The 21,547-nt window shown below is 41.0% G+C and carries 21 protein-coding genes; 7 read left to right on the plus strand and 14 right to left on the minus strand.

The genetic code is table 11. The annotated features are described in order from the left end of the window. The first annotated feature begins 86 nt into the window (after window positions 1-86). Both BK049_RS01315 and rnjA read left to right on the plus strand, forming a co-directional pair. Window positions 87-296, plus strand: a complete 210-nt coding sequence (locus tag BK049_RS01315) for a DNA-dependent RNA polymerase subunit epsilon (protein WP_008356990.1) — start codon at window positions 87-89, stop codon at window positions 294-296. 5 nt (window positions 297-301) lie between these two features. After that, window positions 302-1,969 carry a ribonuclease J1 gene (gene rnjA, locus BK049_RS01320; protein WP_008345116.1) on the plus strand — a complete coding sequence of 556 codons (1,668 nt, stop codon included), beginning with the start codon at window positions 302-304 and terminating at the stop codon, window positions 1,967-1,969. Between the two features lie 105 nt (window positions 1,970-2,074). Here the strand turns inward: rnjA and ade are convergent, their stop codons facing one another. The 5 genes from ade to BK049_RS01345 all read right to left on the minus strand — a co-directional run bounded on the left by ade (window position 2,075) and on the right by BK049_RS01345 (window position 7,344). Continuing rightward, complete coding sequence (ade, locus tag BK049_RS01325; protein ID WP_071167675.1) at window positions 2,075-3,805, minus strand: adenine deaminase; 1,731 nt, start codon at window positions 3,803-3,805, stop codon at window positions 2,075-2,077. 259 nt (window positions 3,806-4,064) lie between these two features. After that, on the minus strand, window positions 4,065-4,733 hold the full coding sequence (locus tag BK049_RS01330) for a potassium channel family protein (protein WP_008356985.1): 669 nt from the start codon (window positions 4,731-4,733) through the stop codon (window positions 4,065-4,067). Between the two features lie 37 nt (window positions 4,734-4,770). Continuing rightward, a complete protein-coding gene (locus BK049_RS01335; RefSeq protein ID WP_008356984.1) occupies window positions 4,771-5,604 on the minus strand; it encodes a gamma-glutamylcyclotransferase family protein in 834 nt (277 codons plus the stop codon). Between the two features lie 18 nt (window positions 5,605-5,622). Beyond that, window positions 5,623-6,918 carry an ATP-binding protein gene (locus BK049_RS01340; RefSeq protein ID WP_008356982.1) on the minus strand — a complete coding sequence of 432 codons (1,296 nt, stop codon included), beginning with the start codon at window positions 6,916-6,918 and terminating at the stop codon, window positions 5,623-5,625. A gap of 147 nt (window positions 6,919-7,065) precedes the next feature. After that, window positions 7,066-7,344 carry a transcriptional regulator AbhA gene (locus tag BK049_RS01345; RefSeq protein WP_008356980.1) on the minus strand — a complete coding sequence of 93 codons (279 nt, stop codon included), beginning with the start codon at window positions 7,342-7,344 and terminating at the stop codon, window positions 7,066-7,068. A gap of 276 nt (window positions 7,345-7,620) precedes the next feature. Here BK049_RS01345 and mreBH point away from each other — a divergent pair, with 276 nt between their 5' ends. The 3 genes from mreBH (at window position 7,621) to BK049_RS01355 (ending at window position 10,173) form a co-directional block, all read left to right on the plus strand. Beyond that, window positions 7,621-8,628, plus strand: coding sequence for a rod-share determining protein MreBH (mreBH, locus tag BK049_RS01350; protein WP_008356978.1), 1,008 nt, complete (start codon window positions 7,621-7,623; stop codon window positions 8,626-8,628). A 74-nt stretch (window positions 8,629-8,702) separates the two neighbouring features. Beyond that, window positions 8,703-8,834: a protein YkpC gene (locus tag BK049_RS19425; RefSeq protein ID WP_008356975.1), complete on the plus strand. Its 132-nt coding sequence runs from the start codon at window positions 8,703-8,705 to the stop codon at window positions 8,832-8,834. A 106-nt stretch (window positions 8,835-8,940) separates the two neighbouring features. Continuing rightward, window positions 8,941-10,173, plus strand: coding sequence for an aminopeptidase (locus BK049_RS01355; protein ID WP_071167676.1), 1,233 nt, complete (start codon window positions 8,941-8,943; stop codon window positions 10,171-10,173). A gap of 37 nt (window positions 10,174-10,210) precedes the next feature. Here the strand turns inward: BK049_RS01355 and BK049_RS01360 are convergent, their stop codons facing one another. After that, the gene (locus BK049_RS01360) at window positions 10,211-11,830 is read right to left on the minus strand and encodes an ABC-F family ATP-binding cassette domain-containing protein (RefSeq protein WP_008356968.1); all 1,620 of its coding nucleotides are present in this window, start codon (window positions 11,828-11,830) and stop codon (window positions 10,211-10,213) included. 144 nt (window positions 11,831-11,974) lie between these two features. On the opposite strand from BK049_RS01360, the gene BK049_RS01365 reads away from it, so the two are divergent. Continuing rightward, entirely contained in the window at window positions 11,975-12,250 is a 276-nt protein-coding gene (locus tag BK049_RS01365; protein ID WP_008345136.1) for a hypothetical protein, read from the plus strand. 63 nt (window positions 12,251-12,313) lie between these two features. Here the strand turns inward: BK049_RS01365 and lepB are convergent, their stop codons facing one another. The 8 genes from lepB to yknW all read right to left on the minus strand — a co-directional run bounded on the left by lepB (window position 12,314) and on the right by yknW (window position 20,636). After that, window positions 12,314-12,886 carry a signal peptidase I gene (lepB, locus tag BK049_RS01370; RefSeq protein WP_034738595.1) on the minus strand — a complete coding sequence of 191 codons (573 nt, stop codon included), beginning with the start codon at window positions 12,884-12,886 and terminating at the stop codon, window positions 12,314-12,316. 210 nt (window positions 12,887-13,096) lie between these two features. Next, entirely contained in the window at window positions 13,097-14,986 is a 1,890-nt protein-coding gene (locus BK049_RS01375) for a PTS fructose transporter subunit IIABC (RefSeq protein ID WP_071167677.1), read from the minus strand. Window positions 14,987-14,999: 13 nt separating this feature from the next. Further along, a complete protein-coding gene (gene pfkB / locus BK049_RS01380; protein WP_071167678.1) occupies window positions 15,000-15,911 on the minus strand; it encodes a 1-phosphofructokinase in 912 nt (303 codons plus the stop codon). Then, window positions 15,908-16,663, minus strand: a complete 756-nt coding sequence (locus BK049_RS01385) for a DeoR/GlpR family DNA-binding transcription regulator (protein WP_071167679.1) — start codon at window positions 16,661-16,663, stop codon at window positions 15,908-15,910. The genes pfkB and BK049_RS01385 overlap by 4 nt, the downstream gene beginning before the upstream one ends. A gap of 349 nt (window positions 16,664-17,012) precedes the next feature. Continuing rightward, window positions 17,013-18,206 carry an ABC transporter permease gene (locus tag BK049_RS01390; protein ID WP_008356958.1) on the minus strand — a complete coding sequence of 398 codons (1,194 nt, stop codon included), beginning with the start codon at window positions 18,204-18,206 and terminating at the stop codon, window positions 17,013-17,015. Beyond that, window positions 18,193-18,894 carry an ABC transporter ATP-binding protein gene (locus tag BK049_RS01395; protein ID WP_008356956.1) on the minus strand — a complete coding sequence of 234 codons (702 nt, stop codon included), beginning with the start codon at window positions 18,892-18,894 and terminating at the stop codon, window positions 18,193-18,195. The genes BK049_RS01390 and BK049_RS01395 overlap by 14 nt, the downstream gene beginning before the upstream one ends. Beyond that, the gene (locus tag BK049_RS01400) at window positions 18,891-20,000 is read right to left on the minus strand and encodes an efflux RND transporter periplasmic adaptor subunit (RefSeq protein WP_071167680.1); all 1,110 of its coding nucleotides are present in this window, start codon (window positions 19,998-20,000) and stop codon (window positions 18,891-18,893) included. Before BK049_RS01400 ends, BK049_RS01395 begins: the two co-directional genes overlap by 4 nt. 9 nt (window positions 20,001-20,009) lie before the next feature. Beyond that, a complete protein-coding gene (gene yknW / locus BK049_RS01405) occupies window positions 20,010-20,636 on the minus strand; it encodes a YknW family membrane protein (protein ID WP_008356952.1) in 627 nt (208 codons plus the stop codon). A gap of 519 nt (window positions 20,637-21,155) precedes the next feature. Here yknW and BK049_RS01410 point away from each other — a divergent pair. After that, window positions 21,156-21,533 carry a Rok-like winged helix domain-containing protein gene (locus BK049_RS01410; RefSeq protein WP_071167681.1) on the plus strand — a complete coding sequence of 126 codons (378 nt, stop codon included), beginning with the start codon at window positions 21,156-21,158 and terminating at the stop codon, window positions 21,531-21,533. Window positions 21,534-21,547: the final 14 nt, after the last annotated feature.

The following is a 21,547-nucleotide window of genomic DNA, read 5'->3' on the forward strand; positions in this document are numbered from 1 at the left end:
TTTTTCTCTGAGACTTTTCTTATGCGCGTTTTTTTAATATAATAGAATAAGCGAGTGTAACATACGGTATTTAAGGAGAGATTTGGATGATATATAAGGTATTTTTTCAGGCAAGTACGACTGAGGTACCTGTAAGAGAACACACAGATTCACTATACGTTGAAGCGGTTTCTGAAAGAGACGTACGCAATAAGTTGAAAAAACATAACTACAATATTGAATTCATTCAGCCTGTAGACGGTGCTTTTTTAGACTATGAACGAGAAAGTGAAAATTTTAAAGTATTGGAGCTATGAGAGGAATGAAATTTGTAAAAAACGATCAGGCGGCAGTTTTTGCGCTCGGCGGTTTAGGCGAGATCGGTAAAAACACGTATGGCGTTCAATTTCAAGATGAAATCATTTTAATTGATGCTGGTATTAAGTTCCCTGAAGATGAGCTTCTTGGAATTGATTACGTCATCCCTGACTATACGTATTTAGTTAAAAACGAAGATAAAATCAAAGGTCTTTTCATTACTCACGGACATGAAGACCACATCGGCGGTATCCCTTACCTTCTCAAGCAAGTGAATATTCCAGTTTACGGAGGCAAACTCGCAATCGGCCTACTTCGTAACAAATTGGAAGAGCATGGTCTATTAAGACAGACAAAACTTCACATCTTTGAAGAAGAAGATACAATTAAATTTAGAAAAACAGCTGTGTCTTTCTTTAGAACGACGCATAGTATTCCAGATTCTTATGGAATTGTTGTGAAGACACCTCCTGGTAACATCGTACATACAGGTGATTTCAAGTTTGACTTTACTCCTGTTGGCGAGCCTGCCAATTTAACGAAAATGGCGGAGATCGGGAAAGAGGGCGTCCTTTGCCTTCTATCTGACAGTACAAACAGTGAAATTCCAGAATTTACGATGTCTGAAAGACGTGTAGGAGAAAGCATTGATGACATCTTTAGAAAAGTAGATGGACGTATTATTTTTGCCACATTTGCATCAAACATTCACAGACTTCAACAGGTGATTGAGTCCGCTGTTGCCAACGGCCGAAAAGTCGCTGTGTTTGGGCGCAGTATGGAGTCTGCCATTGATATTGGACAAGAGCTCGGCTATATCAAATGTCCAAAAAACACGTTCATTGAACACAATGAAATCAACCGCCTTCCAGCAAACAAAGTGACCATTCTTTGTACTGGAAGTCAGGGTGAACCGATGGCAGCTCTTTCTCGTATTGCGAACGGTACACACCGCCAAATTTCCATTAATCCTGGAGACACTGTTGTCTTCTCATCTTCACCGATCCCAGGTAACAATATTAGCGTAAGCCGTACCATTAACCAGCTTTATCGTGCTGGGGCTGAGGTTATTCATGGCTCACTGAATAATATTCATACATCCGGACACGGCGGACAAGAAGAGCAGAAGCTGATGCTCCGTTTAATTAAACCAAAATTCTTCATGCCGATTCACGGTGAATACCGCATGCAAAAAACGCATATTAAATTGGCAAATGATTGCGGAATCCCTGAGGAAAACTGCTTTATCATGGATAACGGTGAAGTTCTTGCACTGAAAGGTGACGAAGCAAGTGTCGCTGGAAAAATTCCATCAGGCAACGTGTATATTGACGGTAGCGGGATTGGCGATATCGGTAACATCGTGTTAAGAGACCGCCGCATTCTTTCAGAAGAAGGTCTTGTCATTGTTGTGGTCAGCATGGACATGAAAGAATTCAAAATTTCTGCTGGTCCTGATTTGATCTCAAGAGGTTTTGTCTACATGAGAGAATCTGGAGACCTCATTAATGACGCGCAAGATTTAATTTCAAAGCATCTTGAAAAAGTAATGGAACGCAAGACGACACAATGGTCAGAAATTAAAAACGAAATTACTGACACACTTGCACCTTTCCTATATGAAAAAACAAGACGCCGCCCAATGATCTTACCGATCATTATGGAAGTGTAATAACAAGTAAAGAGACACATGCCAACTGGCTGTGTCTCTTTTTTTATGTTCAAATATATGAAAAACCCGCATATAGACCATCTACATGCGGGTTTAGTCATTGTTTTATGATTGAATCGGTAGATGCTGAAAGCTTCTCACATCGAACAATCCTTTTGTTGTCATTTTCACATCAGGAATGACTGGAAGTGCCAAGAAAGACAGGGTCAAAAACGGATTAAAATCTAAAGAAAATCCTGTTGCATTTAACGCTTCATGGAGTGCATGAAGACTTTCATTCACCGCATGCGCAGGTTGATCTGATAATAAGCCCGAGATCGGCAATGGAAGCGTATGAAGCGGCTGGCCGCCCTTCACAACGGTCAAACCGCCCCCTACTTCTTTTAACGTCTCAATCGCTTTGATCATGTCAGCATCATTTGTACCAACGGCAATTAAGTTATGCGAATCATGCGCCACCGTTGTTGCAATCGCACCATTTTTCAAGCCAAAGCCGCTGACAATACCTACTCCAATTTCAGAAAGACCTTGATGACGTTCGACAAGCACCATTTTTAATACATCTCGATCTGTATCACTAGTGAATTGTCCATTGAGATTAGATGGAGATACTTGTTCTAATTTCGTTTCAAGCTGATTTGGAATAATGCGAATGACGTTCATCTTTTGATGGTCTCTGATAGGCAGTGCAAGATTTTTATCTTGAACGTCCACTGCATGTACCGATTTCATTAATGAAGGATTTGGCGTGACCTTGTCGACACGCGGTTGATATTCTCCATGCTCGGAGACCAATTCTCCAGCAATAAAGACGCTTGTGATATCCACCTTATTCAAGTCAGAAATAAGCATAAAATCAGCATCAAAGCCTGGTGCAATCGCTCCCTTTGTTTTGAGGTCAAAACATTCTGCTGCGTTTAAACTGCCCATTTGATACGCTAAAAAGGGGTCCAATCCTTCTTTGATGGACATACGTACTTGTTCATCAATACTTCCTTGCGCCAGTAAATCATCTAGATGTTTATCATCGGTACAAAAGAAAAAGCGTCTCGCATTCTTTTCATTAACAGCGGGTAAGACGTTTTTCACGTTTTTGGCGACAGACCCTTCTCTCAGCATGACATACATGCCTCGTTTTACACGTTCAAGGGCTTCCTGAGCCGTTGTTACCTCATGATCTGTTTGCACATTGGCTGTCCGGTACACGTTAATTAATCGGTCCGTTAAGCCTGCTAGGTGGCCATCAATCAATTTATCTTCATGTTGAGCATCGAGCAGCTTTTGAAGCATATCTTCTTCCGCCTGCTCCACTCCGACATAATCCATGACTTCGGCAAGACCAAGCACTTCTTTCTCCTCATAAAGAGGCTTTAAATCTTTCGCTTTTAGCGTAGCACCTGATCGTTCAAAGCTGACTGCTGGTACACAGGATGGCAGCATGAAATATATATTTAAAGCAGCTTTTCTCGCTTCTTCGAGCATAAAACGGATACCTGCAACACCTGACACATTGGCAATTTCATGCGGGTCTGTTACGACAGTTGTCACACCGTGAGGAACAACAGCTTTGGAGAATTCAGCAGGGGTCACCATGGAGGACTCGATATGAACGTGACCATCAATAAAACCAGGAACAAGCATTTGACCTGCTGCATCCAGTTCCCTCTCTCCCTCGTACTCTCCAATCCCTACTATTTTTCCATTTTCTACAGCGACATCAGCGTCTATCCATTCCTGGTTAAACACGTCCATGACCTTCGCATGTTTAATCACGAGGGCTGCTTTTTTTCTCTTTGCAGCGACCTCAATTTGATGTCTGAAAAGCTCCTTATCCAACGACACTGCCTCCTCCGAGTAAACAATATAATGTTTCTTATCGTAAACGAATCTGTGTGCCCAGTCAATGACATTTAGAGAAAATCAGCCATATCAGAGGATTGATTTTTATTTCTGAATAGTGATAATTGCATGAAAAATAACGACGGTTCTTTTTGCTGGTGGTCAGACGAAAAACAGCTTTTCTGCAAAGCTTTCTCCTCTTCATTGTCCGCCCGAGGTGTACATATCCATATAAAAAAACACCCCGCCGGAGTGTTTAATATTCGTTCTGCATTTCTCGTTTTTCAAAGCGTCCAATATCTGCTACTGATCCAATGACGATAAGGATATCTTCTTTTTGAATCATTTCATCTGCAAGCGGTGAAACAATGACTTCTTTCCCGCGCTTAATTGCTACAATATTAATCCCGTACCTTGCACGAATGTCGAGATCTAAAAGGGAATGCCCAGCTAGTCTGCTGTTTGCGACGATTTCAATAAGACTGTACTCATCTGACAGCTCGAGATAATCGAGCACGTTGTTGGAAATGATTTTATGTGCAATCCGTCTGCCCATGTCTCGCTCTGGATGAACAATGCGATCTGCCCCAATTTTGTTAAGTACTTTTTCATGGTAGTCATTTTGAGCTTTCACTGTGACCATTTTGACGCCAAGCTCTTTCAGCATAATTGTTGTTAAAATACTTGCTTGAATGTTCTCTCCAATCGCCACGATGACATGATCGAAATTACGAATGCCTAGATTTTTTAGGACAGATTCATCCGTCGAATCACCAATCACCGCATGTGACGCAATTTTAGCGTATTCGTTCACACGATCTTCATTCATATCCATGGCCATGACTTCAAGTCCTTCTTCGCTCAGCGCCTTGCAAATACTTCCGCCAAAGCGCCCAAGACCAATGACTGCATATTCCTTTTTCATGTTCAGACTCCTTTTATATCACTTACCATGCATTTTACTACGGTTTGATTAATGAATCCATATGCGACCGAATTTTTTTACGGAACGCTTCACTTAAGTAAAGGTCTGCTCCTTTTTCGATTTCACTTCGATAATGAGCGGGAGGAGCAATTTCTTCATTCTTTTTTAAGACGAGAAAGGTTAAGCAGTCCTGATAGACTTGATCACCTATCGTGACATCGACAAAGGCTGGGCGATACGTACCTTCATAAACACCTTCTCGCTTGTACAAATAACGAATAGCATCAAAAGGCACCTCGTATAGAACACCCTCTGTTTCTCCGCCGTCTTCTACCATATCGGCTCTTGATCCATCAGGCCGCACGAGTGTAAATCTAGTGGTAAAACGATCAAGTGCACCACCGCCGATGATCTGTTTGAAATAATGATCGACTTTGGCAAGCTTAAACCTTGCATCATCCATACAGGAACCGTAGGCAAAATAATAAAAGGATGACGGCTTGCGCTGCCACAGCTTGTATTCCTTCCAGTAGCCGCTCTCAATCTCCTTTAGTCCTGATGCCTTCTGCTCACCTACTGTATATGCAATGGCTTGTATCTGACCCTGATCTGTCATGACATCTATTTCCTGCTTGTCATACCCTTCCTCTAGCTCACCTATCTTATTCAACGTTTCATCGCTTACCTCATACAATTCTCCGTATACTGCATAATGTTCAGAGACAACACACACTGGGTATCCTGCACCTGTATCGTACAGCCTCCCTTTGATCCAAGCAGACGTTGCGAATAGACTGCTTTCTTTCATGAATGTCTCGTGGTCCTTTTCGTGCTTTAAAAGTGTCCCATATACAAATAACGTCTTCATCATCATCACATCCCTCTCGCCTTACTGCTGCCTGCTTTTTTGATACACAGGTAAATAAATATGAAAAGCTGTCCCTTTTCTGAGTTCACTCTTTACATCCATTCTTCCATGATGATCTTTTAAAATCGTCGCACAGATTGTTAAACCAAGTCCAGTTCCTTCTTTTTTCGTAGAGAAGAAAGGATCGTATATTTTCTGAATGTCATCTTCAGACATCCCTTTTCCTTCATCTTGAATCGTGATTTTCCACTCATTCATGACTTTTTCTGTTGATATGTATATGCTGCCGCCTTCAGGCATCGCCTCTATTGCATTCTTGATTAAGTTAATGAACAGCTGTTTCATTTGATTGGCGTCTGCTAATATGGCTCCAGCATCCTTCTTTTTAAATGGCTGTTTAAGGTCAATATTCGAAAGAACGGCATTTGTGTTTAGTAGGGTAATGACCTGCTCTAGCAAATCATGAAGCTGTACTTCTTGAAAATGGACCGATTGAGGCTTGGCTAATACAAGCAGCTCACTTAAAACAAAGTCAATCCGTTTAATTTCAGAAAAGATGATATCAAAGTAATCGGTTCGTTCAGGGTATTGTGTTTTCATCAGCTGCAAAAAGCCGTTTACTGAGGTTAGCGGATTTCTGACTTCATGGGCAATCCCAGCGGCTATTTGTCCTGCCACTGCCAGCTTTTGTGCCTGCATTTGCAATTGCTGATTGGACCTTTCAAGCTCGAGCTTTGCCTGCTTTTGTTTCGTGATATCAGCAACCGTTCCAATGCCTCCAGTAAACTGGTTCTGCTCATCAAAATAAAGCTTATAATGAACATCTCCCCATACTTTTCTTCCATCTTTATGAACAAGCTGCAGTTCAACCCGTCCCTCATCCTTATGCTCTTTTATCACAGATAACAAATGCTGGACGACATGTTCCTCTTGATCAAAGTACTGATTATACATCGTACCTAGACATTCCTCTATGTCGTACCCCATCATGTGTTTCCATGCTTGATTTAAAAAAATGATTTGACCTTTTTCATTTGTTTCAAAAACGATTTCTTGCAAGTTATCTGTTATTCGATTCAGCCGCTCTGTTAGTTCGTGTGCTTCTTTTTCTCGTTTGTTTAAATCTGACACAAGTAAATTTAACCGGTCTACATAGCCTGAGACGACCCAAATACCAGCTAAAACAGCGATTGTAAAGGCTAGATCGAGCGGCCAATTAATTTGATAGCCGCCGAGATAATAAAAGAAATCCCAGCTTAAGATTAATAGAAATGCAAGAACAGATAACAGGATCCGTACTTGGTATGTTTTGTTCAAATGATTCCACCTGCCGCCCTGAGATTCTTTGTCAATTGTACCATTTTCCACTTGTTTTTTGAGGGAGATGGGGCATTTTTAAGGAACTTTTTGCAGAAAAAAAATAGCCTGTTCTCATCACAAAGGAAGAGAGCAGGCTATTTTTATTTACTGTTGAAGGGCCTCTTGAAGCTCTTTTAGCAGTAGTTCTGCGCCTTCAGCGCTTAATGTAATGGCACCATTTCCATATTCATGGTTCTCTGAAGTAATCTCACCCGTCATGAGACAAACGCCTTGAGGCTGATATTTTTTCAAGACGATTTTATCTCCATCTATAAAAAATTCCATACTGTCTTTAATAGCGATATCAAGTGCTCTTCTCAATTCGATTGGCATCACAATACGTCCTAGTTCATCTACTTTTCTTACGACTCCGATAGATTTCAAATTCGTTCCCTCTTTCTTTCGTTAGCTCAAGATCAATCTGTTTTTCACCAATTGATATATCGTAGACGTAAGAGATTTTTAAAAGGTTTCTCCTCTTTAAAAATTTTTTTCATAACCGAAAAATCAAAGGTAAAATTTATTGTGATTGTCAAAATGAGACTTGAATTTTACAGATTCATTTCAAGGTGATCACAAACCCCCACAAATGACATCTATCCTTTGAACTTTTAAATGTAAAATTGTTTAAAACAGCAAAAATAGAGATTGGGTGAAAACATGTTTCAACATGCCGAAATTGGAATTGATTTGGGAACAGCTAACATATTGGTTTATAGTAAAAACAAGGGAATCATTTTAAATGAACCATCCGTCGTGGCAGTAGACACAGAAACAAAAACTGTTCTTGCAGTCGGATCAGAAGCAAAAGAGATGATTGGGAAAACACCTGGGAAAATTATGGCGATCCGTCCGATGAAAGACGGTGTCATCGCTGATTATGATATGACCACAGATTTACTCAAACAAATTATGAAAAAAGCAGGAAAAAATATCGGGTTTACCTTTAGAAAACCGACCGTTGTTGTATGTACACCTTCTGGTTCAACCGCTGTCGAGCGCCGCGCAATCAGCGATGCTGTCAAGAATTGCGGGGCAAAGCATGTGCATTTAATTGAAGAACCTGTCGCAGCTGCCATCGGTGCTGATCTACCGGTAGACGAGCCTGTTGCAAACGTCGTTGTCGATATTGGCGGAGGAACAACAGAAGTGGCGATCATTTCATTTGGCGGCGTTGTCTCTTGTCATTCGATTCGAATTGGCGGCGATCAGCTGGATGAAGATATCATTACATTTGTGAGAAAGAAATATAATCTACTGATCGGTGAGCGGACTGCTGAGCAAGTGAAAATAGAAATCGGTTATGGACTCATTGAGCATGAGCCTGAATCATTAGAAGTACGTGGACGCGACCTTGTCACAGGCCTCCCAAAAACGATTACACTTGAATCTCATGAAATTCAAGGCGCTATGCGTGAATCACTTCTTCATATATTAGAGGCGATCCGTGCCACATTAGAGGACAGCCCTCCAGAGCTCAGTGGTGATATCGTAGACCGCGGCGTGATTCTAACTGGCGGGGGTGCACTGTTAAACGGGATTCAAGAATGGCTCTCTCAAGAGATTGTCGTTCCAGTTCACATTGCAGCAAATCCACTTGAATCTGTCGCAATCGGAACGGGCCGTTCATTAGAAGTCATTCACAAATTGCAAAAAACGTTAAAATAATCTTCCTGTCCTACTTCTTTTTTCATCATTTCGATCATATTGTGAGGAATGGATAAACGTGAAGGAGGAAGAACATGTTGCTTGATTTAAGTAAACGGGTCGTTGTCACAGTCATTTTAACCGGTATTATTTTAGGAGGAATGAGCTTGTCGTTTTCACATATGCCCCCTTCTAATGCACAGCCTGTGAAACAACTGAACCGCTAAAAAAGCCGCACGAAAGCGGCTTTTTTATTTTGCTTCAAAGCGGCTCCCCATTTTCCTTTTCGGTCTTAAATCTGATATGATGAACATGACTAAAGGAGGGTTTTTTATGAGTTCATTCGAAAAACAACTAGATCAATATGCAAAGACCATCGTTGAAGTCGGTGTGAATGTTCAAAATGGTCAAGAAGTGGTCGTATCTGCGTTTACTGAATCTGTGGACCTTGTCCGCCTTGTGGCAAAACATGCGTATAAGCGCGGAGCGAAAAACGTACATATCCGCTGGAGTGATGGTGTTCTCACCCGGTTAAAATATGAACATGCCCCACAAGATGTTTTTGAGCAATTCCCAGAATGGGAAGCACAAATGATGGAAACCATCGCAAAACGCGGTGGTGCTTTTATTACCATCTTGTCAGAAAGCCCCGATCTTCTGCGTGGCATTGACTCGAAAAAAATTGCTGCACAGCAAAAAGCTGCTGGTTCAGCACTTCATACATATCGTCAATACGTTCAATCTGACAAAGTCGCTTGGACGGTCGTAGGTGCTGCGTCAAAAGATTGGGCGAAAAAGATTTTTCCTGAGCATACAGATGAAGAGGCTGTCTCTTTATTATGGGAACAAATCTTTAAAGTCGCCCGTGCTGATCAGCCAGATCCAGTTGAAGCATGGAAAAAGCATGATGAGTCACTAAATGAAAAAGTAACCGTCTTAAATGAACGTCATTACCACAAGCTGCACTATGAAGCGCCAGGTACAGATTTAACGATCGAGCTTCCTGAACAGCATATTTGGGTAGGCGCCGGCAGTGTAAGTGAACGCGGTGTATCATTTATGGCCAATATGCCAACAGAAGAAGTATTTACTGTCCCTAAAAAAGACGGCGTAAACGGGACGGTCTCAAGCACAAAGCCGCTCAGCTATGCCGGAAACATCATTGATGATTTTACATTAACCTTTGAAAATGGCCGTATTATTGATGTGAAAGCAAAAGAAGGCGAAGACATTTTAACTTCTTTGATTGAAACAGATGAAGGCTCTCATTATTTAGGTGAGGTTGCCCTCGTACCTGATGATTCACCGATTTCCAACTCAAATATTCTCTATTACAATACACTTTACGATGAAAATGCATCCAACCACCTTGCCATCGGCAGCGGTTATGCATTTAATATCGAAGGCGGTAAAGAGATGAAACGAGAGGAATTAGACGCAGCGGGTGTGAACAGCAGTATTACACACGTCGATTTCATGATTGGTTCAAAGGAAATGAATATTGATGGGATCACAAAAGATGGTAAACGTGAACCGATTTTCCGTAATGGAAACTGGGCTATTTAAATAAAAAAGACATCCACATGCGGATGTCTTTTCTTCATTATGCATAAAGCTCTTGAAGTCTTTTTTGAATGTCTTGATCTGCCAAGAATTCATCATATGTTGTTTGTTTATCAACGATGCCATTTGGCGTCACTTCGATAATACGGTTTGCAACGGTTTCAACAAACTGATGGTCATGAGATGAGAAGAGCATAGCCCCTTTAAAGCTCATGAGACCGTTATTCAGCGCCGTGATGGACTCTAGGTCTAAATGGTTCGTCGGCTCGTCTAACAGCAGAATATTCGCTCCAGAGAGCATCATTTTCGATAACATACAGCGAACCTTTTCTCCTCCTGATAAGACGCTTGCTTTTTTCTTCACTTCTTCCCCAGAAAACAGCATACGGCCTAAGAAGCCGCGCAAGAAGCTTTCACTTTGATCATTAGGAGAATATTGACGAAGCCAATCCACAAGATCTAAATCGCTTCCTTCAAAATATTCACTGTTGTCTTTCGGGAAAAAGGCTTGAGACGTAGTAACACCCCATTTAAATGTCCCGCTGTCTGGTTCCATTTCACCAGCAAGGATTTTAAATAACGTCGAGACAGCCAGCTCATGACGGCTTAAGAACGCAATTTTATCCTCACGATTCATGATAAAGCTGACGTTATCCAGTACCTTTACACCGTCAATCGTTTTTGACAGGCCTTCTACTTGAAGGACATCATTCCCGATTTCACGCTCTGGCGCAAAATGAACATATGGATATTTACGTGAAGACGGCTTAATGTCATCTAACGAGATCTTATCAAGCAATTTCTTTCTTGACGTCGCTTGCTTCGATTTAGAAGCGTTCGCACTGAACCGAGCAACGAATTCTTGAAGCTGCTTAATTTGTTCTTCTTTTTTCTTATTTGCATCCTGGCTTAGTTTTAGTGCCAATTGGCTGGACTCATACCAAAAATCATAGTTACCGACATACACTTGGATTTTTCCGAAGTCAAGATCCGCAATATGAGTACATACTTTGTTTAAGAAGTGACGATCATGCGATACGACAATCACGGTATTTTCAAAGTTAATGAGGAACTCTTCCAGCCACTGAATCGCTTGTAAGTCCAAGTGGTTCGTTGGCTCATCAAGAAGAAGAACGTCAGGTTTACCGAATAAGGCTTGAGCTAGTAATACTTTAACCTTTTCAGAACCGCCAAGCTCAGACATTTTCTTCGATTGTAGGCTCTCTGGAATGCCAAGACCTTTTAATAGGATCGCGGCTTCACTTTCTGCTTCCCATCCGTTTAACTCAGCGAATTCACCTTCAAGCTCTGCTGCACGAATTCCATCTTCATCTGAGAAATCTGGCTTCATATAGATCGCATCTTTTTCCTGCATCACATCATATAGACGTTTATGACCCATCATGACGACCTTTAACACTTCAAACTCTTCGTATTCAAAGTGATTCTGTTTTAAAATCGCTAAACGTTCCCCAGGACTCATATGAACATCGCCCGTTTGAGCCTCAATTTCTCCAGAAAGAATCTTTAGGAACGTTGATTTACCAGCTCCGTTGGCACCAATTAGTCCGTAGCAGTTGCCAGGCGTGAACTTAATATTTACTTCTTCAAATAATTTACGATCAGCAAATCGCAAACTAACATTATTCACTGCAATCATTTATTAATCCTCCATCACTCATTCATCATTATGAAGTATAACATGAATAACGATTGATAGAAACGTCTCTCGCTAAGAACAAAGGCTTTTTGTCCAATATGGTATAATAAGTGAGAATGATTTGATTGGAGGAGTTCGAGCGATTTGAGATTACTCACACTCATGGAATATTGTTTATTGATTTTCTTTATGGGCATTTATTTATCGGCAACAGGCTTTAACGCGAGGGATTTTGGTCTTTATATTGGGCTTGTCCTCATTTACACACTGGTCCACATCTTTTCAAAACGCTTTTTACAAAAGCGTGGAAAAGACAATGTGAAAATCGGATTATTCCGTTCTGTGTTGGCGATTACAGGATCTGTATTCGCTTCTGTTTTAGCCATTGTCATCATTGTCACGATGCTCACACCAAATTAAAAACGACCCTTCATGAAGGGTCGTCCTTTGAAACACCTTTCTCACGTCTTGAGAAGGGTGTATTTATTGTGTTTTTCGAATGTCGCCAAATGGGAAGAAAACAAATTCCGATGTCCCGACAATACGATCCTTTTCAATGAGTCCGAGTCCATTTCGACTATCCATAGAATTAAGTCTGTTGTCCCCCATCACAAAGTAATCGTTTTTCGGTACTTTGACTGGACCAAAATCCCCTGTTAAATGCACTTCATACTCTTTAGCGTGCGCCTTGTTCTCTTTTAAATAAGGCTCATCTACTTTTTTACCATTAATGTAAAGCGTATCATCCTTCATTTCGATTGTGTCACCTGGAAGACCAATCAATCGTTTGACATAATGAATTTTCTGACCGTCTTTTCCATTAATAATCACAATGTCCCCGCGTTTGACTCCACCGAGATAGTTGATGGTTTTGTTAACAAATAATTTTTCCCCATCATGAAGGGTTGGTTCCATTGATTCTCCTTCCACCACATACGGCTCAAAAATAAACGTACGGATGACGAGGACGAGTGCAAGTGCAATCAAAATGGCTTTGATCCATTCAAACAGTGAACTTTTCTTCTTTGGTTTGGCTTGCTTCGCATCAGATTGAATGTCATTTTCGTTTTGTTTGTTTTCTTCGTTCAAAATACTGCTTCCTCCTAAGACTTTCTGCTAAAAGACTTGAAACGTGAATTGAATAACTTTACTTTATCACATGTCCATTAAAAATTCACAAGACAACCATCTAATTAGATATTTTTTCCTAATTTGCTGAAGTTTAAACAAAAAGAAGCACCGCTATTCACGATGCTTCTCTTCTCTTTACGCCTCTTGTTTGACTGGTTTTTTCAAAATACCAAGTAAAAGCGCTGTTACAATCGCACCGATTAAGATGCTGATGATATAAAGAATTGGATGATTTGTCACCCAGAAAACGAATAGTCCGCCGTGCGGTGCAGGAAGCGTGACTCTAAAGAATTCTGTTAATCCGCCAGCAACTGCTGCGCCAATCACAGCTGAAGGAATCACGCGCAGAGGATCGGCTGCTGCAAACGGGATGGCCCCTTCAGTGATGAAAGCAGCTCCCATGAAGTAGCATGTAATACCTGCTTCGCGGTCACGTTTTGAGAATTTGCTTCTAAAGATCGTTGTCGCAAGAGCAATACCTAGCGGCGGCACCATTCCGCCTGCCATAATAGCAGCGTGCGGTGCATAGTTGCCAGCAGCAATCATGGCAAGACCAAATGTATAGGCCGCTTTGTTAATTGGGCCACCCATATCAATCGCCATCATACCAGCTAAAATAATGCCCATTAATACAAGGTTTCCAGTACCTAATGTTTCAAGCCAATGTGTTAATCCGTCCATCACCATTTTAACAGGTGTGTTGACAATGTAATGCATGATAATGCCTGTAAAGAAAATACCAAACAATGGATAGAGCAGAACTGGTTTAATGCCATCGAGCGACTGCGGTACGAATGTGAAGACCTTCTTCAGGAGCACCACGATGTAACCAGCAAGGAAACCAGCAATCAGTCCGCCTAAGAATCCTGCACCTGCGGCAGAGGCCATGAATCCGCCAACCATACCTGGTGCAAAACCTGGACGATCTGCAATACTCATTGCGATAAATCCAGCTAATACAGCAACGATTAAGGCAAGTGCATTATCTCCACCAATCCCTTTTAATACAGCGGCGAATGAATTGAAAGAAGGGTCATTAGGATCTGCTGACTTAATTCCCCAGAAGAATGAAATCGCAACGAGGATACCGCCCCCAACAACAAACGGAAGCATGTTGCTGACACCGCTCATTAAGTGCTTATAAAATCCACTTCTTCCTTTGACCGATGATTCATTTTCGTCTTTTGAAGAACTGCCGCCTGAGCCTTTATAAATCGGCGCATCTTGATTAATGGCTTTTTCGATCAATTCTTGCGGACGGCGAATTCCAGCTGTCACCGGTACTTCAATGACATGTTTGCCTTTAAAGCGTTCCATTTCAACTTGCTTATCAGCTGCCACAATGATGGCTGGTGCTTCTTCAATTTCTTTTGCTGTAAGGGCATGTTTAATTCCACTAGAGCCGTTTGTCTCAACTTTAATGTCAACGCCCATTTCTTTTGCTTTTTCTTTCAACGCATCTGCTGCCATAAATGTATGCGCAATACCTGTTGGGCAAGCTGTCACTGCTAAAATTTTAGCAGGTTTTCCTGATGCAGCCGGCTCCTCTTTGACTTCCTCTTCTTCTTCATCCTTGTCATGCGTATTGATGATATCAATGATGTCATCTTCAGTAGCCGCTTCAAGCAGCTGCTTTCGGATTTCTTCGCGCATAAGAAGTGTCGATAAACGAGAAAGTGCTTCTAAATGTGTATTGTTTGCGCCTTCAGTTGCTGCGATCATAAAGACAAGATGACTTGGCTGTCCGTCTAATGATTCATAATCTACACCAGCTGTTGAACGGCCAAATGCAATGGCAGGCTCTTTCACACTTGCTGTTTTAGCGTGAGGAATGGCAATTCCTTCACCAATTCCTGTAGAGCTCTGTTTTTCACGATTGACAACGGCTTCTTTGTAGCCTTCTTTATCATGCAATTTACCAGCTGTATCTAATACAGTGACCAGCTCTTCAATAACGGCTTCTTTTTGCTGACTGTCTAATTGAAGCTTAATTGTTTGCTTCGTGAGTAGTTCTGTAATTTTCATGATGACTCCTCCTTTAAATGCGTGTGACTTTTACTTGTGGCAATAGTGTATCGACAAGCTCTTTTGTACCAAGCTCCTCAGAAAAAGCGGTAGCGCTTCCTGATGTGACGCCAAGCTTAAATGATTCTTCAATTGAAAGACCTTTAGCAACGCCGGCTAAGAATCCTGCAACGACTGAATCCCCCGCACCAACTGAGTTGATCAGCGTGCCTTTTGGAACATTGGACTGAAAAATCCCTTCCTGACTGAATAAGAGAGCGCCATCTCCTGCCATGGATACAATGACATGTTCAGCACCTTGTTCTAACAGCTTTTTCCCATAAGGAATGGCTTCTTCTGCAGATGAAATACTCGTTTCAAACATGTCACCTAACTCATGATGGTTTGGTTTCATTAAGAACGGTTTCATATCTGCTGCTTTTTTTAAGGCTTCCCCAGAAATATCAAGTACAACTCTTACTCCTTGCTGCGCACATACCCCAGCAATACGCTCGTATGTGTTATGAGGCAGCGAGGAAGGAATGCTGCCTGCTAATACAACAACGTCGCCTTCAGCCAATGAAGTAAATTGGGAGAGAAACGACTCAAATTGTGCTTCAGTAATATTTGGACCGAGCCCGTTGATTTCTGTTTCTTCACCTGTTTTTAGTTTCACATTAATGCGTGTATCTTCTGACACCTCGTGAAAGGCTGTTTGTAATTGTTCGTTTTGTAAAAAGTCTTGAATATATTTGCCTGTGAATCCGCCAATAAATCCGAGTGCTTTTGATTCAACACCGTGACGTTTTAGAAGCCTTGAGACATTGATTCCTTTACCACCTGGATATTTTTTGTCATAGGTTGAACGATTTAAACCGCCGACAGCGAAATCCTCCACGTGTACGATGTAATCAACTGATGGGTTTAAAGTAACTGTATAAATCATGTTTTCACTACCTTTATAACCGTTTTTTCATGGTAATTATCGAATGAATCCTCTTTTGCGTCGTTTGTGATAATGGTGGCTTCCTGTAAACTAGCAAAGGCTGAAAACGATATTTCGCCAAACTTTGAGGCATCTGATAAGATATAGGTTTTTTTCGCCTGCTTCATGGCTCTTTTTTTAATGAGCGCTTCTTCTGGATCAGGTGTTGTAAACCCCGCCTCGGGATGAATGCCGTTCGTCCCAACAAAGCTTTTGTCAAAACGGTAATTTTCCATAGCTGTCAAAGCTGCGGCTCCCACCATGGCCCCTGTTCGATGTTTCACTGATCCGCCTATCAGGTAAAAAGGAATACCTTTTCTCATGAGTGCTTCAATGTGCATGACACCGTTTGTCACCACAACAATATCTTGATCTGGATCAATAAATTCAATCATTTGCTGTGTTGTCGTACCAGCATCTAAGTATATACAATCGCCTTGTTTCAAAAGAGACGCTGCTGCCTCTGCAATCAATGACTTTTCATGAAGGTTTTTGGCAGCTTTCTCAAATACATCTGGTTCAAGACGGATACTAGATATTTTAGCTGCTCCTCCATGAACTCTTTTGAGAAAGCCTTTTTCTTCGAGGGCTGATAAATCTCTTCTAATTGTAGATTCAGACGCATCCGTCATAATCGTTAAGTCCTGTATTTTGATGACATCGTTTTCTTCTAAATAGTCGATAATGAGTTGATGTCTTTCTGGTGTTAACATTGAAAACACCCCCTTTTGAAAACGTATTCATTTTGCGCGCACCTTTATTGTAATCGCTTTTTTCAACATTATCAATACAAAACAATCAAATACATTCAATAACTATCAAAATCTTTCACAATGGTCATCTTACCTTTATATGTACCATTTGTAAACTGAAAAATATGTGACATTGAGATGAAAGTCATGATATTAGCATTTCTATCATTTTTCATTTCATTCAATAGATCTAAAAAAAGCCTTTATGCGATTTGCATAAAGGCTTCAGGCGGCGGATGTAAGGCGAAATATCTCGCTATTTATATCCAACTTATCTTCTTGGCGGCGTCTTTGAAAGACGCGTTCAGTATCATTCATACCTGAGGGATTCAATAGGATCAAGTCTTGCTGCTTTATTGGCAGGAATCAGCCCAAACATAATGCCAATGAGCATACTAAACAGGACACCGCCACATACCACTTCCCACGAGACAAGAGACGGCCAGCCTGCAAAAAATGACACAAGCGATGCACCGCCTAAGCCGAGGGCAATCCCGATCACACCGCCGATCAGCGTTAAAACGACAGACTCGATTAAAAACTGGACGAGTATTTGAGGCCGGGTTGCCCCAAGAGCCTTCCGAATTCCAATTTCTCTTGTCCTCTCTGTCACAGATACAAGCATAATATTCATGACACCTATGCCGCCGACAAGTAATGAGATACCAGCAATAGAGCCAATAATCGTTGTCATCACAGTTGTAATTTGGCCGATGCCTGCTGCAATTTCTTCCATATTGATCATTTCGTAAGCATCTTCTGTATGGTGATTTTCATTTAATCGTGCAGCGGCATTCTTTCCTACTTCTTTCATTTGATCAGCGTGTGCGACTTGAATAGACAACTTGTCGTATTCATTTAAACCAAATACAGTTGTAAGCAAAGCAAATGGGACATAGATTTCATTCATATCAAATGAAAACATCCCTTTCTGCTTTGCTATTACGCCGATCACTTCAACTGGCTGTCCGTTCATCCAAATCATTTCGCCAATGGCATTCTGTCCGTTAAATAGTTCTTTTTTTACACCTTCTGAAATGACGGCTGCCCTTCTGCCGCTTCGAAAATCAATATCACGTAAGTCCTGTCCTTCTGCTATCTCCAGTGAATGTACATTCGTATAACCTTCATTAATACCGGTAACTGTCGCATCAACCGTCGTATCCTGAAATCTCAATTGCATTCCTTGTGCAGTTGAGGAGGCCACCTGTTTTACCCCGCTCATTGTCTTGATACTTTGTATGTCTTCTTCAGTAAATGAGGCTTCGAATAAAGCATTTGGATTTGCATTTAATTCTTCATCAGAAGGCGTATATGTCATATCAATGGTATTATTTGGACCTGAAATCGATTCTTTCAACATTTGCTCACCGCCTTGACCGATGGCAACGACGGCAATGACCGATCCAACACCAATAATGATCCCAAGCATCGTTAAAACAGAACGTAATTTATGTGCTAGGACAGAATTCAGCGCTATTTTGATATTTTCAAAGAGTTTCATTCATAGCGTCCCCTTGTGTCAATCTATCGTGAGCGAGGCGGCCATCTCTCACAACGACCGTCCGGTTTGTATACGCAGCGATTTCTTCTTCATGAGTGACAAGCACAACCGTTGTCCCATCCTCATTCAGCTGTGTAAACTGTTCCATAATCGAGAAGCTTGTTTTTGAGTCAAGAGCGCCTGTTGGTTCATCAGCTAAAATGAGCTGAGGCTCATTGACAATCGCCCGTGCAATGGCCACTCTTTGCTTTTGACCTCCTGATAACTCGCTTGGCATATGTTTCATTCGATCAGCCAAGCCAACCTTTTCAAGTGCCATTTCCGCACGTTCTTTTCTTTCCTTTTGACTGATTCCAGCGTAGATCATCGGAAGTTCTACATTACGCCTCGCATTTAATCTAGGCAGCAAGTGAAATTGCTGAAAAACAAATCCAATGGATTGATTTCGAATCACTGCAAGCTCTTGATCCTTTGCTACTGACAGCTCTCTGCCTTGAAAATGGTACTGCCCTGAGGTTGGGCGGTCCAAACATCCGATGATATTCATTAGCGTCGACTTCCCAGAGCCCGACGGCCCCATGATCGACATATACTCTCCCTTTCCAATGACAAGGTCAATCTTACTCAATACATCAAATGACTCTTGTGCCACCTCATAGCTTTTCGTCACGTTTGAAAGCTGAATCATTCAGCATTCACTTCCATTCCGTCATACATGTCATCTGATGGTTCTGCAATGATTTGATCCTCTTTCGTTAAACCTTTTGTCACTTCAAGATCATGTCCTGACGTTTCCCCTAATGCCACTTTTACTTTCTTTAGTACATTCTTTTCAACGACATAAACGTATGACCCATCTTTCTCTTTTTTCACAGCTGTTTCAGGAATCATTAGGGCTTGGCGCTTGTCTGTTTCAATTTCCATGATCATTTTAAAGCCTGGTTTTGCATCAGGTTTTTTTCCCTTTATTTCAATTTCGACCGGATATTGCACAGTTTGATCGCCCGCCGTTGTTTCGGATGTTGCCTGGGCAGGAACAGCCCCTACTTTTTTCACGACTCCTTGCCAGCTCTTTCCGCGAATGACATCAGACGTTACCTTTACTGTTTGTTTCTTTTTGACTTTAATAGCGTCATACTCAGAGATTAAACCTCGCACGATCATTTTTTTCTCATTACCAATATGAATTATCGGCTGTCTCTCTTCCAGCTTCCCTGCTCCAGCCTCTTGTTCTACAGATATCACTGTTCCTTCAATCTTGCTATGTATCGTTAAGTCTTCTATTTGTGTCTTTACTTTTTCTTGGTTCAGCTCAGCTTGTTTTTGCTCTAATTCAGCGGCTTTCAATTCCAACTCAAGCTGCTCTCGCTCGTTTTTCGAATTGGAGCCCGCCTCGCCTCCTTGCTGTTCATTTAATTCGTTGAGTCTATTTTGCAATTGTTTGAGTTTGAGTGAGCTTGATTCAGCCGCTAGAGCCTGCTGCTGTTCTTCAAGCTCGAGTTCCTTATTTTCATATGTAAGAAGAGGAGTCCCTGCCTTTACCTTTTCTCCTTCTTTCACAGTAATCTCTTTCAGTTTTCCTTTTTCCTCTTCGCCATAAATGAACTGCTCCTCAGAGAATGACAGTGTCCCAGGTGTCATCACAGTCGAGATGATTTCTTTTGGCGTGAGTTTAACTGTTTTAAATGTTGCTGCCGAAGAAGCAGGCTTCGACTGATTCTTTGCAATGTTAAATCCAATAAATAAACCAATCACAATAATGAAAATGGATCCAACGATGATTTTCTTTCTCATAAATACACTCTACCCCCAGCTTACAGACATGTTGATTGCCGTTCCGACATATTGAAAGATTAAAGATAGTGCATAAAAAACGCCCACAATGATCCAAGATATTTTTGGCGAAATACGGCCGACTTTGATAAATAAAAAGCCTGTTAAAACGAGATTCCAAATGACAAACAGATCAATATTGGCTAACACGGCATGCCATGGACCTGATAGGTGAATGAGTGCGTTTAATGACGTGACAGTTATGTCCTTTGGAACATGGAAAAAGATGACTGCCAAATGAGAAATCATCGTTCCTATGATCGTAATAGGTGTGATGTACAGCACACCTGAAAACATCTGCCGAAACGACGCATCTCCTTTTGCTAAAAAAACGATAAACTTATAGATTGCAGCGTTGATGACAATCCCCAGAATAAGACCAATAAGTGTCGTCACATACACAATAGGTAGCGGCAGGCTTAAATCCGCCCACAATCCAGCATTTACGAGTTCAGATAAATAAGTGACAATGACTGTCAATACAAGTACGCAGCATAATGGCCACCACACGACTGGATTTTCCCACACTCTTTTTAAATGCTCTGCTGGCCTTGTGCTCACGCCTATGATCGTAGGCTTGTTTAATGTTTCTTTCATCTGATGACATCCTCTCCATATGAAGTAAGTATGTAAACATTCATTTATTCCCTTGCTAATTCTATTTTAGCAAAAGATTGCCAATAAGTGATGGATCAATTGATTTTCTTTATTTCCATTGAAATAGGATGGTATCTATTATTCTATTTTCATGAACGACATCCTCCAAAGGACACCTTGATCAGACCATATTCATATCAAAAAATCATGCTTTTACTTACCTAAAAACCTTTTATCAAGTAAATAACATGCCTTTCGGAATAAATATCCTTTTCCTTTGCATTGGGATGGTCCCAGGTAGACACAGCAATTTTTTGTTAAAATACTCCTAGTAATCCCGATGAGTCCCGGCTTTATAGGGCTATGTTTAGCGCCTTTTATAGAACGAGTGAGTCTTTAGTATCAATACTTTCATATTAAAAAAATAAAAATAAAAGGATATTACTTGATCGAATGTTATTTTTTCATATAATGTAAAATAGAGGTAGGTTAAATGATAGTGGAAATGGAGTCAAGTGAATGTTAAGAGAAAAATTGAAAATGCAATTGATTTTACTGTATGAAAAGGAACAAGAAGCATGGCAATACTTTCGAAAGGAGAGAGAAAAGATTTATCACGAACTCAAATTGCTAGATATGAAAGAGAGCAGACCTTCTAACGACAAAATATACTACGCGGCAAGATGTGTAGATATTATTAAAGAGAAAAAGGGAAGCATCGTAAGCACAAAAGAATTAAAAGAACAGCTTCAAGCCCGAACAGATTTTAATGTGAGACGAATCAGTGAATTGTATGATCTCATTCAGCAGCTCGATCCTCACATTTCAAAAGCACGACGGGGATGTTTTATTTACGAAGATCATACCCAAGTACCTCTTCAAGCTTTTCACACATAAAAAATTGGTTACAG

It is taken from the genome of Bacillus xiamenensis, assembly GCF_001857925.1.
Taxonomy (GTDB): domain Bacteria; phylum Bacillota; class Bacilli; order Bacillales; family Bacillaceae; genus Bacillus; species Bacillus xiamenensis.